At 62.5% G+C, this 15914-nt stretch carries 11 protein-coding genes; 6 read left to right on the plus strand and 5 right to left on the minus strand.

The window, feature by feature from the left end; translation table 11 throughout:
- Positions 1–1830: a M56 family metallopeptidase gene (locus B5F28_RS14930; RefSeq protein WP_087291976.1), complete on the plus strand. Its 1830-nt coding sequence runs from the start codon at positions 1–3 to the stop codon at positions 1828–1830.
- Positions 1831–1905: 75 nt separating this feature from the next.
- Here B5F28_RS14930 and B5F28_RS00530 read toward each other — a convergent pair whose 3' ends face one another.
- From B5F28_RS00530 to B5F28_RS00550, 5 genes are all read right to left on the minus strand, one after another.
- Positions 1906–2685 carry a hypothetical protein gene (locus B5F28_RS00530; protein ID WP_087291979.1) on the minus strand — a complete coding sequence of 260 codons (780 nt, stop codon included), beginning with the start codon at positions 2683–2685 and terminating at the stop codon, positions 1906–1908.
- Entirely contained in the window at positions 2682–3224 is a 543-nt protein-coding gene (locus B5F28_RS00535; protein WP_087291982.1) for an RNA polymerase sigma factor, read from the minus strand. Before B5F28_RS00535 ends, B5F28_RS00530 begins: the two co-directional genes overlap by 4 nt.
- Positions 3225–3348: 124 nt before the next feature.
- Positions 3349–4095, minus strand: coding sequence for a 4Fe-4S binding protein (locus tag B5F28_RS00540; RefSeq protein ID WP_087291985.1), 747 nt, complete (start codon positions 4093–4095; stop codon positions 3349–3351).
- A gap of 136 nt (positions 4096–4231) precedes the next feature.
- Positions 4232–5095, minus strand: a complete 864-nt coding sequence (gene fba, locus B5F28_RS00545) for a class II fructose-1,6-bisphosphate aldolase (RefSeq protein ID WP_058963812.1) — start codon at positions 5093–5095, stop codon at positions 4232–4234.
- Positions 5096–5212: 117 nt separating this feature from the next.
- Positions 5213–6058: a DNA-3-methyladenine glycosylase family protein gene (locus B5F28_RS00550; RefSeq protein WP_247643367.1), complete on the minus strand. Its 846-nt coding sequence runs from the start codon at positions 6056–6058 to the stop codon at positions 5213–5215.
- A gap of 518 nt (positions 6059–6576) precedes the next feature.
- On the opposite strand from B5F28_RS00550, the gene rlmB reads away from it, so the two are divergent.
- The 5 genes from rlmB (at position 6577) to lysS (ending at position 15849) form a co-directional block, all read left to right on the plus strand.
- Positions 6577–7437: a 23S rRNA (guanosine(2251)-2'-O)-methyltransferase RlmB gene (gene rlmB / locus B5F28_RS00555; protein ID WP_087291989.1), complete on the plus strand. Its 861-nt coding sequence runs from the start codon at positions 6577–6579 to the stop codon at positions 7435–7437.
- Positions 7438–7480: 43 nt separating this feature from the next.
- A complete protein-coding gene (locus B5F28_RS00560) occupies positions 7481–10564 on the plus strand; it encodes a hypothetical protein (protein WP_087291992.1) in 3084 nt (1027 codons plus the stop codon).
- Between the two features lie 260 nt (positions 10565–10824).
- Positions 10825–12909: an elongation factor G gene (gene fusA, locus B5F28_RS00565; RefSeq protein ID WP_087291995.1), complete on the plus strand. Its 2085-nt coding sequence runs from the start codon at positions 10825–10827 to the stop codon at positions 12907–12909.
- A 303-nt stretch (positions 12910–13212) separates the two neighbouring features.
- Positions 13213–13701: a transcription elongation factor GreA gene (gene greA / locus B5F28_RS00570; RefSeq protein ID WP_087291998.1), complete on the plus strand. Its 489-nt coding sequence runs from the start codon at positions 13213–13215 to the stop codon at positions 13699–13701.
- A 150-nt stretch (positions 13702–13851) separates the two neighbouring features.
- Complete coding sequence (gene lysS, locus B5F28_RS00575; RefSeq protein WP_087292002.1) at positions 13852–15849, plus strand: lysine--tRNA ligase; 1998 nt, start codon at positions 13852–13854, stop codon at positions 15847–15849.
- The last annotated feature ends 65 nt before the right edge of the window (positions 15850–15914 follow it).

Here is a 15914-nt window from a genome sequence, read left to right on the forward strand (position 1 = left end):
ATGTATGAACTGTTTTATACCTGGCTGCTGCCCACCAGTCTGGCAGGCACGGTGGCAGCGCTGCTGGGGTGTGCCCTCACTCCGCTGTTAAAGCGGCTGAACTGGCGCGGACAGCGGCGGGCGCTGGGGTGCATCACGGGCTTTTTCCTGCTGCCGGTGGGGCCGCTTCTGGCCCTTGCGCCGGGCTTGAAGCGCTCCACCGGGCTGGAACCGGTGGGGCAGGCACTGGAGCAGGCGGCCCAGGCGGCAGTGCACACGGTGAACATCAGTGCCCAGCCGGTGATGACTGCCCCGTTGGCCCAGCCGGTGGAGCCGGTGCAGCCCCAGCTGGCGGGTCAGCTGCTGGCGGTGCTGCCCTGGCTGTGGGCGCTGGGGACCGTGCTGTTCACTCTGTGGCAGCTGGTCGGATACTGGCGATTTTGCCGGGCGCTGCGCCGGATGCGCGGTCCGCTGAGCGAAGCGGAGCAGAGCCTGCTGCGCCGGGTCAGCCTGGAAAACGGGCACATCATCCCGCCCCGGGCCTGGGTGTGCCCGGGCATGAGCACGCCGCTGCTGGCGGGGGTGCTGCGGCCGGTGCTGTATCTGCCCGGGGGCATGGAGACGGCGGCGCTGGAGCTGGCGCTGCGCCATGAGCTGGCCCACCTGAACGGCGGCGATCTGTGGGGCAAGGCCGCGCTGCGGCTGGCCTGCCGGGTCCACTGGTTCAACCCGCTTTGCCACTGGCAGGCCGCCCGGATGGAGCGACTGTGTGAACTGGCCTGCGACGAGGCGGCGGTGCGCGGGCTGAATAAGGAACAGCGTAAGGCCTACGGGCGGGTGCTGCTGGCAGCCGCGGCGGGTCCGCTGCCTGCCGGAGCCTCGGGCATGAGCGCTGGGCCGGAGAATCTGAAAGCACGGCTGCTTGCCCTGTTCGAGCCGCCCAAAGCCAGTCGCCGCCAGAGACTGGCCGCGGCGGCGGGGGTGCTGGCCGCCGTCTGTCTGACTGCCTGTGCGGCGGCGAGTCTGTCGGCGGGGGTGTCCGCTGAATCGGAGAGTCTTGCTGCAAACGGGCTGGAGCAGCTGAGTTTTTTGCAGCAGCAATCCCAGCCGGCCGTCCGGCAGGCGGTGCCTACTCCCATGCCGGAGCCGGAGGAAAAGCCCGCTCTGGCCGAGGGCCAGGCCAGCGTGCAATGGATGCGCGAGGAGCAGAGCGTGGCCGGGGAATATGAATATGAGCAGGATGAAACCCTGGCCGATGGACAGTATGTGATCGAGCGCAGCGCGGCGGACGGGCTGGACGAGGTGAGCGGCTGGGCCTTTTACGACGAGCAGGGCCTGCTGATGGAATATCAGGAGGTGGGCCGCATCACCCTGCAGGCCCCGGTGACGGGAATCGTGCGGTACAACGGGGACCTGAACCTGGTCAAAAGCGCGGTGGAGAGCAGTGAGGTCGGGCAGCAGAATGCGGTGGACAGCGAGACCTCGGTGTCGCTGATCTGGCCGGTGCCCGGTTACACCTATGTGAGCCGCTGGATGAGCAGCTACCATAAGGGCGTGGATGTGATCGCCCTCAAAGGAACAGAGGTGTACGCCATGGCGGCCGGTACGGTGACCGCCGCAGGCTGGCATTACAGCTACGGCAAATATGTGATCATCGACCATGAGGGCGGCGTGCGCACCCTGTATGCGCATCTGAACAGCATAAACGTGAGTTCGGGCACCCAGGTGGAGCAGGGCGCGGTGATCGGCACCGTAGGCAGCACCGGAAATTCCACCGGAAACCATTGTCATGTGGAAATCTACGTGAACGGCGAGCGCCGCAGCCTGCGCGAGTGGTTCCCGGAATATTGAAAAGCAACAAGAAAAAGCAGGGCGAATCCCGGTGGTGGAAGGGATTCGCCCTGCTTTTTGTATAACTGCTGGATGTTACGGTGTAGCAATCTCCGCGTCCTCAATCACGATCGGCCCGGCGGAGAAGTTCTGCACATAGAAGTATACCTCTGCTGCTTTGTCTGGGATATAGGTGTATTCCAATTCCGCGTCCTTTCCGCAGGTGAGTTCATGGGGAAGGCCGTCCACGATCACACCCAGTGACAGGCGGTCGCCGCCCGGGCTGGCCTGGGGATTGTCCTTTGTATTCTGCCGCAGCGAGAGGGCAAGGGGGCTGTTTTCTTCCAGGACCCAGCCACTGCCGTCCTCCTTTGTGAGAATGGCGATTTCACCGTTGTCGAACACAAAGGACGGAAATTCCATGCCGTCGCCGCTCGCCACACCGCAAACCGTGCCCACCTCGTCGAAAAAGAGTATGTCGTTTTTCTCCAGCCAGTCCACATCCAGAATTTCTGCGCTGAACCCGGCAAGTAGCCGTTCGCCCGATTCCTCACCCGGCTGGCTGGTGCTAGTACTCACGGCGTACAGAGGCTTTTGCAGCTGCTGCTTTTCCTGCCGGTCGAACAGTCGGACGCCCCAGACCCGGGCCGAAACCGCACAGGCACAGGCGGCCAGGACCACGGCCAGCGCCGCCGCCAGCCCGGTGAGAAACAATTTGCGGGGAAATCTGTGCGCTGGCCGCTCGTTCTGGTCCAAAAGGGCGAGCTGTTCCAGTGTCCGATTTTGAATCTTCTGTGCATTCACGCCTTGGAGATCAATCTGCCGGGGATCGTCCAGCGATGCAAACAGCTCGTGCAGTTCCATCGGCTCCTTCATTGCAGTTCTTCTCCTTCCAGATCTTTTTTCAGTTGCGCCCGCAGCCGAAACAGGCGCACCCGCACTGCGCCGGGGCTGGTTTCGAGTTCCCGGGCGATGGTGGCGGTACGCTGGTTGTAATAATAAAAGCGGAGCAGCAGCTCCCGGTCCACAGGGGAAAGCGCCTCCAGATGGGTTTTCAGCCTTCGCACTGCTTCCTGCTGCTCCAGTTGGGTTTCCAGTGGAGATTCTTGCTCCAGAATCTCATCTACAAGCGGCAGGCAGTCTGCTTTTCGGCTGCGCAGGGTGTCCACCACCAGGTTTCGGGTGATTCTTACCAGATACCCCTTCAGCGAACGCTCCGGGTCCAGATCCTGCCGGTGGCGCCAAAGGCGGATAAAGGCATCGGAGACGATCTCCTCCACATCCTGAGCGGTGAGGGGCGGCACCGCCAGATTTGCCGCAACGGTGCACAGATAAGGGGTGTAGAGTGCCATGAGTCCCCGCAGCGCGTTGCTGTCGCCCTGTCTCAGTTGCCGGACCAATTGCTCCTGTTCCATGGGCCATTCCCCCTTTTTTCGATCTTATCTTTTCCATACGGAAATCTGCGCCTTTTGTTACAAAAAAATATCGCCTGCTTTCCCGAATCGGCACACGGGGAAGCAGGCGATGCACTTGCACGGCTCACAGATACAGCTCGTTCTCTTTGCGGTCCGCGCAGACCTTGGCAAGCTTGTTGCTCAGAACATCCAGCATTTCCGGAGACAGCTGCCGGGCGGCATGGGAGCACACCGCGATGCAGCGCATGCAGGAGATGCATGCATCCTTGTCCACCTTGCTCACGTCCTGCGGGTCAATGGCCTGCGCCGGGCATTCCTTGGCGCACACGCCGCAGGAAATGCAGTCGCCGGTGGGGGCGGGGAGCATGGGCAGCACGCCGAAGGGTTTGTAGGGCCGGTTGCCGGGCAGCTCCGGCTCGGTCAGCTCGCCCCGGTCCAGCTTTTGGCGGATCGCTTCGCCGAATGCCGAAAGCTGGTCCAGGTCCTGCGCATCCGGCCGTCCGGCAGCAAACTGGCGCGCGATGGAATGCTCTGCAATGGCTGCCACCGCCGCCGCCACCCGGAATCCCGCCTCGGCAGCCAGGTCCCGCAGCTCCGCCAGAGTGTCCTCATAGGCCCGGTTGCCGTACACGCAGAGCAGCACCGCGGGGGTTCCGCCGCCCTGCAGCTGACGGATGCGCTGTGCGGCCAGAGGGGACACCCGCCCGCCGAAGGAGGGCACGGCGATCACGGCCATGTCGGCGGGGGTCGCCTGGGCCGGGTGGACCGTCAGGTCAGTGCAGACGGCCTCGCCGCCCAGTGCACCGGCCAGATGCTGTGCGGCCTTTTTGGTGCCGCCGGTGGGGCTGAAACAGAACACATTGATCTTCATGGTGCAGGTTCCTCCTTATATGGATTGCATCGCAGCGGCTCCGGCCGCTTTGGAATGCAAAAAAACGATGGCAGGCGCGGCGACCTGCCATCGTTTGCATTCTGCGGGGAAAAGCCCGTGGAAAAGTGGGAAAGGCTTAGGCCTTGTTCACGCTGCCGAACAGCTCCATCTTCTCCTTAACGGTGGCCTTGATGGCCTCGAAGCCGGGGGCCAGCAGCTTACGGGGATCGAAGCCCTTGCCTTCCAGATCCTTGCCGGCCTCGATGTACTTACGGGTGGCGTCGGCGAAGGACAGCTGGCACTCGGTGTTCACGTTGATCTTGGAAACGCCCAGGCTGATGGCCTTCTTGATCATGTCGGCGGGGATGCCGGTGCCGCCGTGCAGAACCAGAGGAATGCCGTTGGTGGCCTCGTGGATCTTCTCCAGAGCCTCGAAGTCCAGACCCTTCCAGTTGGCGGGGTACTTGCCGTGGATGTTGCCGATGCCGGCAGCCAGGAAGTCAACGCCCAGGTCGGCGATCTTCTTGCACTCAGCGGGGTCAGCGATCTCGCCGGCGCCGATCACGCCGTCTTCCTCGCCGCCGATGGAGCCAACCTCAGCCTCGATGGACAGGCCCTTGGAGTGAGCCAGCTCAACCAGCTCGGTGGTCTTGGCAACGTTCTCGTCGATGGCGTAGTGGCTGCCGTCGAACATGATGCTGGAGAAGCCAGCCTCGATGCAGGCCTTGGCGCCCTCGTAGCTGCCGTGGTCCAGGTGCAGGGCAACAGGAACGGTGATGTTCAGGGTCTCGATCATGGCCTTAACCATAGCGGCTACGGTCTTGTAGCCGGTCATGTACTTGCCGGCACCCTCGGACACACCCAGGATCACAGGGCTGTTCAGCTCCTGCGCGGTGAGCAGGATGGCCTTGGTCCACTCCAGGTTGTTGATGTTGAACTGACCAACGGCATAGTGGCCGTCGCGGGCTTTGTTGAGCATTTCGGTTGCGCTTACCAGCATGATGATAATACCTCCATTTTCTCTCTTAAAAAAGCGCACCGTGAGCGGTGCGGGGGAATAAAAACATGGTGTTAAGTTTTTATCCTGCCAACAGTATAACCCAACTTGCATGCAAAATCAATTCCCGCTTGATTGTTTGGTGTGCATTTTTCGCGCGGTTTTTTGTTTTTGGCCGCTGGGCAGATGGTGGCGGGCATAGTCGAAGATGAACTGCTGGGCGATGCCTGCGTGGCTGCGGCAGCAAACCGGCACGCCCCGGGGGAACAGCTGGCACATGGCCTTTTTCATCCACACATCCATGGGAACCGCCTTCCAGAAGGAAAGACTGTACAAAAGCACGCAGTCCGCCACCTTGGGGCCCACGCCCTTCACGGTCATCAGAATGGCCCGGGCGTTTTCCATGGGCATGGCGCGTAGGGCAGCTTCGTCGATCTGGCCGCCGGCCACCCGGCGGGCCGCATCGATCAGGTATTCCGCCCTCCAGCCCGCCCGCAGAAAGGCCAGGTCCTCCGGCTCCAGCGCTGCCAGTGTTTCTGCACTGGGAAAGCCGTAGCCGCCGCCCTCCAGCGGCTGGCCCAGCCCGGTACACAGCCGCTCCACAATGGCCTTGATGCGGGGAATGTTGTTGTTCTGGCTGATGATGAAGGTGCACAGCGTCTCAAAAAAGGGCTGGCGCAGCACCCGGATGCCCGGCTTGTGACGCACGCACTCGGCCAGCATTTTGTTGCCGGAACAGAATTTTTCCAGCAGGGCGGGATAGTCCAGATCCAGTGCAAAATAGTGCACCCAGAAATCCAGGTCAGTCTCCGACGCACCCTCCAGAATCAACGAATTGCCCTCCATCCGTGCGGTGACGGAGCGGTTTTCCACAATGCCGTGCCAGGCCGCTCCGTCGGCCTGCCATCGGAATGCCTGGCCGCAGTCCAGGGTGGCGGCCAGGTCCATGCCGCCGCAGTTTTCCACAATGATCAAAGCATTCCCTCCTGACGGGTAAGAAATTTGCGGCTTTTGGCCGCTTGCTGGTAAAAAAAGAGAAAAAATCCGGCCCCATCCACAGGGTTTTGTCGAAAAAGAGCAGGACAAATTTCAGGTTCAACAGCCTGTTAAGAAGAAAACTTTCCACTGCAATGTTGAAAACCCGTTGGGAATTGTGAGAAAATGGCTCAAAACAGCCACTTGTCAACACTTTCAACAGGGTTTTCAACATGTGGAAATCTTTTTCGGGTTTACAACTGGTATAACCGGCCCCGAAGGACGAATGAAAAAATTCCTCTTGCATTTTACCGCGTTTTGTGCGTTTGGAAAAGCCCCCGTCCGCCCAAACTTCACCGGGAAGGGGCGGCGCGGAGGCCGAAAAACTTGGCGTCAAACAGTGGCAAAAAACGCGGTATAGTGTTATACTTTAATTTACATGCGGGAAAAACCGCAAAATACAGCGATAACACGGCCCGTTTTGCGGGCTTCAAAAAAGGAGACGGCCCATGCCTCAGAAGTTTGATAAAAAGTTCAGCCCCAACGCTCAGCGCCCCGGCCGGCGCCCCGGTTCTGCCCGCCCCGAAGGCGAGCGGCGCGCCCCCCGCGCGGAGGCTGAGGAGCCCTCGTCCAGCCTGGTCTACGGCAAGAATCCGGTGACCGAGCTGCTGAAAAGCGGCGCGGGTGTGGATACGGTGCTGCTGGCCGATACCCTGCCCGAGGCGGTGGCCGCCTACTACACCGCCCTGGCCAAGGAGGCCGGTGCGGTGGCCAAGCGGGTGCATGCCAACAAGCTGCGTCTGACCTGCGGCACCGACAGCCACCAGGGCGTGGCTGCCTTTGCCAGCGCGGTGGAATATGCCAGCCTGGAGCAGCTGCTGGACCTGGCGAAGGAAAAGGGCGAGCCTCCCTTCCTGGTTCTGTGCGACGGCGTGGAGGACCCCCACAACCTGGGTGCGATCATCCGGTCGGCGCTGCTGTGCGGCGCTCACGGTGTGGTGATCCCCAAGCGCGGCGGCGCGGCCATCACCCCCACGGTGCTGAAGAGCAGCGCCGGCGCGGCGGCCCGTCTGCCGGTGGCCAGGGTGGCCAACATCGGCGAGAGCATTCGCCGCCTGAAGGACCAGGGCGTTTTCGTCTACTGTGCAGACATGGACGGTGTGCCCCTGCATCAGAATAACCTGACCGGCCCGGTGGCTTTGGTCATGGGCAGCGAGGGCCGGGGCGTGAGCCCGCTGGTGAAGAAGCTGTGCGACGGTGTGGTCAGCCTTTCCATGGCGGCCCGCGGCACCGGGGTGGACAGCTTCAACGTGAGCGTGGCGGCGGGCATCATCCTGTACGAGATCGCCCGTCAGCGCGGCCAGGGCTGAACAGAGCCCCGGCCAGCAACTAGCATACGGAGGAACAAAGAGCATGGCGGATCAAAGAAATTCCAGCTCGGTGGATGATATCCTGGAGACCCTGAAGCAGGGAAAGAGTGCCCCGGCGGGCGGCTCGGTGGAGGACATCCTGGCAGACCTGGGGCTGGAACAGAAGAAGGCGGCTCCGGCAGTGCATATGGAGCCGGAGACCCCGACCGCCCCGACGCATCGGACGGTCCAGAATTTCTGGCAGGAGCCCGCGCCGGAGCCTCAGAAGCAGCGCAGCCAGAGCCGGGCAAAACAAAAGCCCGCCAAGGCTGCGCCGCCGCCCCAGCAGGAGGAGCCCGCGGCGCCCCGCCTGTCCGACACGATCCAGATGGACAGCGACTTCCAGAAGTTTTTCAGCGAGAGCGTGGCAGTCATCCCGGATCTGGAGCAGGAGCAGCACCCCGGCTTTTTTGCCCGTTTTGTGGGCCGCAAAAAGAACGCGGAGGCCCAGGACGACGAGGAAGGCCTGGATGCGGAGGATTACTCCACTGAACTGAACACAACGGAAGAGGACGAGTCCGAGGAGCGGGCACCCAGGCGCCGCCGCTTCGGCTTCTGGCACAGATGGAATGAGGACGAGGAGGACGCAGCCGAGGAAGAAACCGGCGAGGAGCCGGAGGAGAGCCCGGAAGAGGAAGAGGAGCAGCCCGTCAAAGAGCGGGAGCCGTTCCGTCTGTTCCACCGGGAGCGCCGCGCCCAGCCGCAGGAGGAGCCGGCCTCCGGTACGGTGGAGCTGCCGCTGCCGGACCAGGCCCCGGCCCGCCCCACCCCCTGGGTGGATCAGGCGCCTACCCGGCCGATGGCCGAGCCCATAAAGCCTGTCCGGCCCCAGCCGGTGGGCACGGTGCAGATCGAGCCGGTGGAAAACCCCGCGGCGGCAGTGAAGCCCGCAGAGCCTGTCCGGCCTCAGCCGGTGGGCACGGTACAGATCGAGCCGGTGGAAAGCCCCACAGTGGAGGTGGAGCCCGCAGAGCCCGCCCGGTCTCAGCCGGTGGGTACGGTACAGATCGAGCCGGTGGAAAGCCCCACAGTGGAGGTGGAGCCCGCGGAGCCTGTCCGGCCCCAGCCGGAAGAGCCCGCAGTGGATGACACACCCACCCGGACTGCCCCGGAATCCGAAAAGCCCATCCAGCCTGCAGAAGCGGACCAGCCCACCATGGTGCTTCGGCCCGAAGAGCTGGAGCTGGACGAGCATCCCACCGGCTCGGTGCAGCTGGATGTGGAATGGGACAACGAGCCCGGTCCGGACGCCACCCGGGTGCTGAAGGACGATGCAGGCAAGGGCGGTGCGCCCCGTCTGCTGGGCGATGAAGCTCCCGGCGAGCCCTTTGCAGAGGAGCCCGGCCCGGAATATGTGGAGGATTACGAGAATCCGGCGGACGCGCCGATCGTCCAGCAGGATCTGGACCGGCTGCGTCTGACCACCGCCATCCGCACCGGCGTTTCCGCGGCGGCGGGCCTGGTGCTGCTGTATCTGGGCCTGGCGGTGGGCGACAGTCCGCTGCCCGCCATCGGTGCGGTGGACCCGGCGGTGGCCCCTATGGCCTACCTGGCGGTGAATCTGGTGCTGCTGGCTGTGGCCTGCGCGGTGAACTGGCGGGTGTTCTGGAACGGCATCCGCGGCCTGTGGGGCGCTCCCACGCCGGACAGCGTGCTGGCTCTGGCAGGTGTTGGTGCGCTGGTCCAGCTGCTGGTGCTGATGATGAAGGCCGAGACCTTTGAGGCCGACAAGCTTACCCTGTTTGCCGCCCCGGCGGCGCTGCTGCTCTGCTTCGGCGCGCTGGGCAAATATCTGATGAGCGGTGTGATCAGCCGCAACTTCGCGCTGGTCAGCACCGGAAACGAGCACGTGGCCGCCTTCCGGCTGGATGATGAGGAGCTCTGCACCCGCCTGGCCGAGGGCCTGGGCGAGCCGGAGCCCTGTCTGGTGGCCAGCCGGCCCACCACTCTGGTGGAGGGCTTTCTGCGCCGCAGCTTCTCGGTGCGCGCCAGCGACCGGATGCTCCAGCGCATGAGCTGGGTGCTGGCTGGTGCGGCGCTGCTCACTGCTCTGATCGCCCTGTTCTCCAAACAGGGTCTGGCCATGGCCTTCACCGCCTTTGCGGGCACCCTGTGCCTGGGCGGACCGGCCAGCGCCACCCTGCTGGCAGCGATTCCCGCTATGCTGATGCAGAAGAGCGCCGCCCGTGTGGGCGCTGTGGTGCCCGGCTGGAGCTCGGTGGAGGAGCTGAGCGGCGCGAACATGATCATGGTGGGCGCAAAGGACCTGTTCCCCGCCAAGAGCGTGCGGCTGCACGGCATCAAGACCTTCGAGAAGGAGCGCATCGATCTGGCCATCCTGTATGCCGCGTCGGTGCTCATCGCGGGCTGCGATACCCTGCGGGATGTGTTTATGAACATCATCCAGGGCAAGACCAATATCCTGTTCCCGGTGGAAAGCCTGGAAAACGACCCCGGCTTCGGCTTCACTGCCTGGGTGGGCGACAAGCGGGTCATCATTGGCAACCGGGCCATGATGGAAAAGCAGGGGGTGGAGATCCCCTCGCTGGACTACGAAAACCGCTACACCAAGGGCAAAAAGCAGGCCATCTATCTGGCGGTGAGCGGCCGGCTGTTCGGCATGTTCCTGGTCAGCTACAAGGCCGATGAGCAGGCATCCCATGTGCTGGAGGCCCTGAACCGTCAGGGTGTGTCGGTACTGGTAAAGAGCGATGACTTCTCGCTGACCACCGAGCTGATCAGCCAGGTTTACGGCCTGGAGGAGGGCTGTGTGAAGGTGCTCAGCGGCGCCGAGCGGCGCGCCCTGACGCCGGTCACCGAATACCGGCAGTACAGCCCCGGCTGCATGGCTCACATCGGCAGCTTTGCCTCCTTTGTGGGCGGTCTGCTGGCGGCGGCGGGCGCGGCCTCGGCCGAGCGCACCTCCTCTCTGGTGCAGGCGGCGGGCATTCTGGTCAGCGTGGTGCTGGCACTGCTGCTGGCCTTCACCGGCGGCATGGCCGCATTGGCTCTGCCCGCGCTGGTGCTTTACCAGGCGGCCTGGGCGGTGCTCACCCTGATGATTCCCATGCTCAAACGATACGAGTAATAGAACGTGTTTTGAAAGCTGCCAAAAGGCGCGCCCACATCGGGCGCGCCTTTTGTGCGTTTTTGTGCAAAAACAACCGGGGAATTTCCGTCAATAGGCAATCTGCACAAAGCTTGCAATTGATTTTGTGCAGGGAAACCAGCCTTTTTTTAGAACATTATCTTTAAAAAGCTTTATGATTGTGATAAGATTTTTGTATAGATTGCTGCCGCTGCAATTTCTCGTGGCAAAACAGGCGGCAGAAGAGAGGGTATTAACTTATGAATTACGCCAACAAAGACATCCGAAACATCCTGGTAGCCGGTCACGCCGGCTGCGGCAAGACCACCCTGATCGAAGCACTGCTGTTCAGCACCGATCCTGAGATGCAGCGCGCCGGTACCGTGCAGGACGGCAACACCGTGTGCGACTTTGATCCCGAGGAGCAGAAGCGCCACGCCAGCCTGGCGGCGGCCGTTGCCCCCGTGGAGTACGACGGTGTGAAGCTGAATTTCATCGACGCCCCCGGCCTGTTTGATTTTGAGCTGGGCATGTACGAGGGCATTCAGGCTGCAGAGAGCGTGCTGATCACTGTGTCAGCCCGTTCGGGTGTGACCGTTGGCGCGGAAAAGGCGTTCCATCTGGCCGAGAAGCACGGCAAGAGCAAGATGATCTTCGTGAACAAGACCGATCTGGAAAACGCCAACTACTATAAGATTCTGGAAAATCTGAAGACCAAGTTCGGCCCCAGCATCTGCCCCTGCGTGGTGCCTGTGCGGCAGGACGACGGCACCATTCTGTATGTGAACCTGTTCAGTCAGAAGGCCTTCAAGTATGAGAGCGGCAAGCAGGTGCAGGTGGAGCTGCCCGAGATGGGCCACCGTCTGGAGGGCCTGGTCGCCGCCATGAGCGAGGCCGTGGCCGAGACCGACGACGAGCTGATGGAGAAGTTCTTCTCCGGCGAGCCCTTCACCACCGAGGAGATCGTGAACGGCCTGGCCAAGGGCTGCCGCAGTGGCGCCATCACCCCTGTGTTCTGCGGCAGTGCCGTGAACCAGCAGGGTCTGGACATGCTGCTGTACAACCTGAAGGTCCTGCTGCCCAGCCCGGCGGACGCACCCGCTGTTCTGGCCGAGGATGCCGCCGGTGAGCCGGTGGAGGTCGCCTGCGATGAGGCCGGCCCCCTGGCTGCCTACGTGTTCAAGACCGTGGCCGATCCCTTTGTGGGCAAGCTGTCCTACGTGAAGGTGGTCAGCGGCACCCTGAAGAGCGACAGCGCCCTGGTAAACGCCCGCACCGGCGAAGCCGAGCGCATGGGCAAGCTGCTCTATGTGAAGGGCAAAAAGCAGACTGATACCACTGTGATCGGCGCGGGCGACATCGGCGCAGTGACCAAGCTGCCCGCCGCCCAGACCGGCGATACCCTGTGCGAGGCCGGCCGTGTGGTCAAGCTGCCCGCCCCCGCATTCCCCACGCCCACTTTGTCCATGGCCATCCGTGTGGCCAAGAAGGGCGACGAGGGCAAGATCGGCGCGGCTCTGGCCCGCCTGATGGAAGAGGACCCCACCCTGACCTACCGTGTGGACACCGAGACCGGCCAGCAGATCATCAGCGGCCTGGGCGAGCAGCATCTGGACGTGGTGGTCGCCAAGCTGAAAGCAAAATTCGGCGTGGATGTGGAGCTCACCGTGCCTAGAGTGGGCTACCGTGAGTCCGTGCGCAAGAAGTGCAAGGCCCAGGGCCGTCACAAGAAGCAGACCGGCGGTCACGGCCAGTTCGGTGATGTGTGGATCGAGTTCGAGCCCTGCGACAGCGAGGAGCTGGTCTTCGAGGAGAAGGTATTCGGCGGCAGCGTGCCCAAGAACTACTTCCCCGCGGTGGAAAAGGGCCTGCGCCAGGCAGCCGAGCACGGCGTGCTGGCGGGCTACCCGGTGGTTGGCCTGAAGGCCACCCTGCTGGACGGCAGCTATCATCCGGTGGACTCCAGCGAAATGGCCTTCATCATGGCCGCCAAGCTGGCTTATAAGGCCGCTCTGCCCGAGGCCGGCCCCATGATCCTGGAGCCTGTGGGCACCCTGAAGGCCCATGTTCCCGCCGACAACACCGGAGACGTGATGGGCGATGTGACCAAGCGGCGCGGCCGTGTTCTGGGCATGAACCCGGACGAGGACGGCCTGCAGGTCGTGGAGGCGGAAGTGCCCATGGCCGAGATGCAGGACTTCACCACCTTCATGCGTCAGCTGACCCAGGGCCGCGGCCACTTCACCCTGGAGTTTGCCCGCTACGAGCCTCTGCCCACCAACCTGGAGGGCAAGGTCATTGAGGAGGCCAAGAAGCTGCGCGGCAATACCGACGACGAGGAATAATTTCTCCGGCATCGGCATAACAATGGATTGAAAACGGGACCCGCGGAAGGGACAACTCCCTTTCCGCGGGCCCCGTTCCGTTTGCCAAAAAGCAAGAGGGATTTTTGGTTATTCAGCCAAAAAAAGGGGGTTCGGTTGACAAATGGCCCAGAACTCGTTATACTATCAAAATTAAATGGAAGCAAAGCGCGGTCCATTGTGAGTTGTGAACAAGCATACCCCCCTTGGGCACCGCCGGTACCACAGGTCCGGCAGGGCATTTGACGGCCGCGGCTTCCCACAGATTAAGGAGTAAACAGAACCATGAGCAATGTAAAAGAAGTTATTGTGACCGTCGCCGGCCTGAAGGCCCTGGAGGACGAGCTGGAGGAACTGAAGACCGTCCGCCGCAAGGACGTTGCGGAGAAGATCAAGGTGGCCCGCGGCTTCGGCGACCTGTCCGAGAACAGCGAGTACGACGAGGCCAAGAACGAGCAGGCCTTCATCGAGAGCCGCATCGCCCAGTTGGAGGCCATGCTGAAGAACGCCCGCGTGATCGATAACGACGAGCTGAACCTGGACACCGTTTCCGTGGGCACCCACGTGAAGATCGAGGACGAGGACGGCGAGGTTGAGGAGTACGACATCACCGGCTCCACCGAGGCGGACCCCCTGAACGGCAAGATCAGCGACGAGAGCCCCGTGGGCGCTGCTCTGATGGGCCAGAAGGTCGGCCAGACCGTGACCGTGACCCTGCCCAACGGCGGCACCATCGATTTCAAGATCCTGGAGATCAGCCGCGCTGCCATGTAATCGGCAAAAATCGCAAAAAAAGAAGATCGTTTTCCGCAAAAAGAGGTGCCACGGCGCCTCTTTTTGTGCTATAATAAGGCAGTATGCCCGCCGTATGCGGGCCAAACTATCATATCCGCGCCAACCGGCGCGTTTTTTGGAGGGAATAGCATGGAGCTGAACGAAAACAAGAACCCCAACCCCCAGCAGGATCAGGAGCTCAGCGAAAAGGCTTACAACGAGCTGGTCGCTGTGCGCCGCGACAAGCTGAAAGCCCTGCAGGAAGCGGGCAACGACCCCTTCCAAAAAACCAAATATCCGCAGGACGCTTTCGCCGCGGACATCAAAAAGGAATACGACTATCTGGCCGCTGAGGAAGAGACCGACCGCACCGTGTGCATGGCCGGCCGCATGATGAGCAAGCGCGTGATGGGCAAGGCCAGCTTTGCCGACCTGCGCGACGCCTCCGGCAACATCCAGCTGTACATTCGCCGCGATGTGATCGGTGAAGAGGAGTACGCCGGCTTCAAGAAGTTCGACATCGGTGATGTGATCGGCATCAAGGGCCAGGTGTTCCGCACCAAGATGGGCGAGATCAGCATCCGCTGCACCGATGTGGTGCTGCTGGCCAAGAGCCTGCTGCCCCTGCCCGAGAAGTTCCACGGCCTGAAGGACCAGGAGCTGCGCTACCGCCAGCGTTATGTGGACCTGATCATGAATCCCGAGGTGCGCCGCACCTTCGAGATCCGTTCCCGTTTCATCCGCTTCATGCGCTCCTACCTGGATCAGCGCAACTACATGGAAGTGGAGACCCCGGTGCTGAACACCATCGCCGGCGGCGCGGCTGCCCGCCCCTTCATCACCCATCACAACACCCTGGATCTGGACATGTACATGCGCATCGCCACCGAGCTGCCCCTGAAGCGGCTGATCGTGGGCGGCATCGACCGGGTGTATGAGATCGGCCGTATCTTCCGCAACGAGGGCATGGACCCCAAGCACAACCCCGAGTTCACCACCGTGGAGCTGTACCAGGCCTACGCCGACTTCCACGACATGATGGACATCGCCGAGGGCATCCTGTCCGGCGCCGCCAAGGAGATCCTGGGCAGCTACCAGGTGAAGTGGCAGGGCGAGGACATCGACCTGACCCCCGGCTGGCGCCGCCTGACCATGGTGGACGCCGTGAAGGAGTACACCGGCGTGGACTTCGGCGCCATCACCGATGACGCCGAGGCTGTGGCTGCTGCCAAGGCCATTGGCGTGGAGCTGGCCGACACCGCCGACAAGACCTGGGGCAACGCCCTGTACGCCTGCTTCGACCAGAAGGTGGAGGAGCAGCTGATCCAGCCCACCTTCATCACCATGTACCCGGTGGAGGTCTCCCCGCTGACCAAGCGCAGCCCCGAAGATCCCCGCCTGACCGAGCGCTTCGAGCTGTTCATCTGCCACAGCGAGCTGGCCAACGCCTACTCCGAGCTGAACGATCCCATCGACCAGCGCGCCCGCTTCGAGAAGCAGCTGGAGCTGCGCGACCGGGGCGACGACGAGACCGAGATGATGGACGAGGACTTCCTCACCGCTCTGGAGTACGGCATGCCTCCCACGGGCGGCATGGGCATGGGCATCGACCGCTGCGTTATGATGCTCACCGGCTCCGACACCATCCGTGAGGTCATCCTGTTCCCCACCATGAAGCCGCTGGATGCGCCCAAGAAGCAGGAGAAGGCCGCCGTCAAGGCCCAGCCCGCTGCTGCTGTGGCTGAGCCTGCCGCTTCCGTGGCCGAGCCCATCGACTTCTCCAAGGTGGAGATCGAGCCTCTGTTTGCCGATATGGTGGACTTCGAGACCTTCTCCAAGTCCGACTTCCGCGCCGTGAAGGTGAAGGCCTGTGAGGCCGTGAAGAAGTCCAAGAAGCTGCTGAACTTCACTCTGGACGACGGTACCGGCACGGATCGCACGATTCTGAGCGGAATCCATGCCTACTACGAGCCCGAGGAGCTGGTGGGCAAGACCCTGATTGCCATCACCAACCTGCCTCCCCGTCCCATGATGGGCATCGAATCCTGCGGCATGCTGCTCTCCGCGATTCATACCGAGGAGGGCGAAGAAAAGCTGCATCTACTGATGGTGGACGAGCACATCCCCGCGGGTGCCAAGCTGTATTGATCCCGCGGAACTGAAATGACCGAGAAGCCCCGACTTTTTGTTGGGCAGCACCGCCCGGAATGATG

The organism is Gemmiger sp. An194, from assembly GCF_002160145.1.
GTDB lineage: Bacteria > Bacillota > Clostridia > Oscillospirales > Ruminococcaceae > Allofournierella.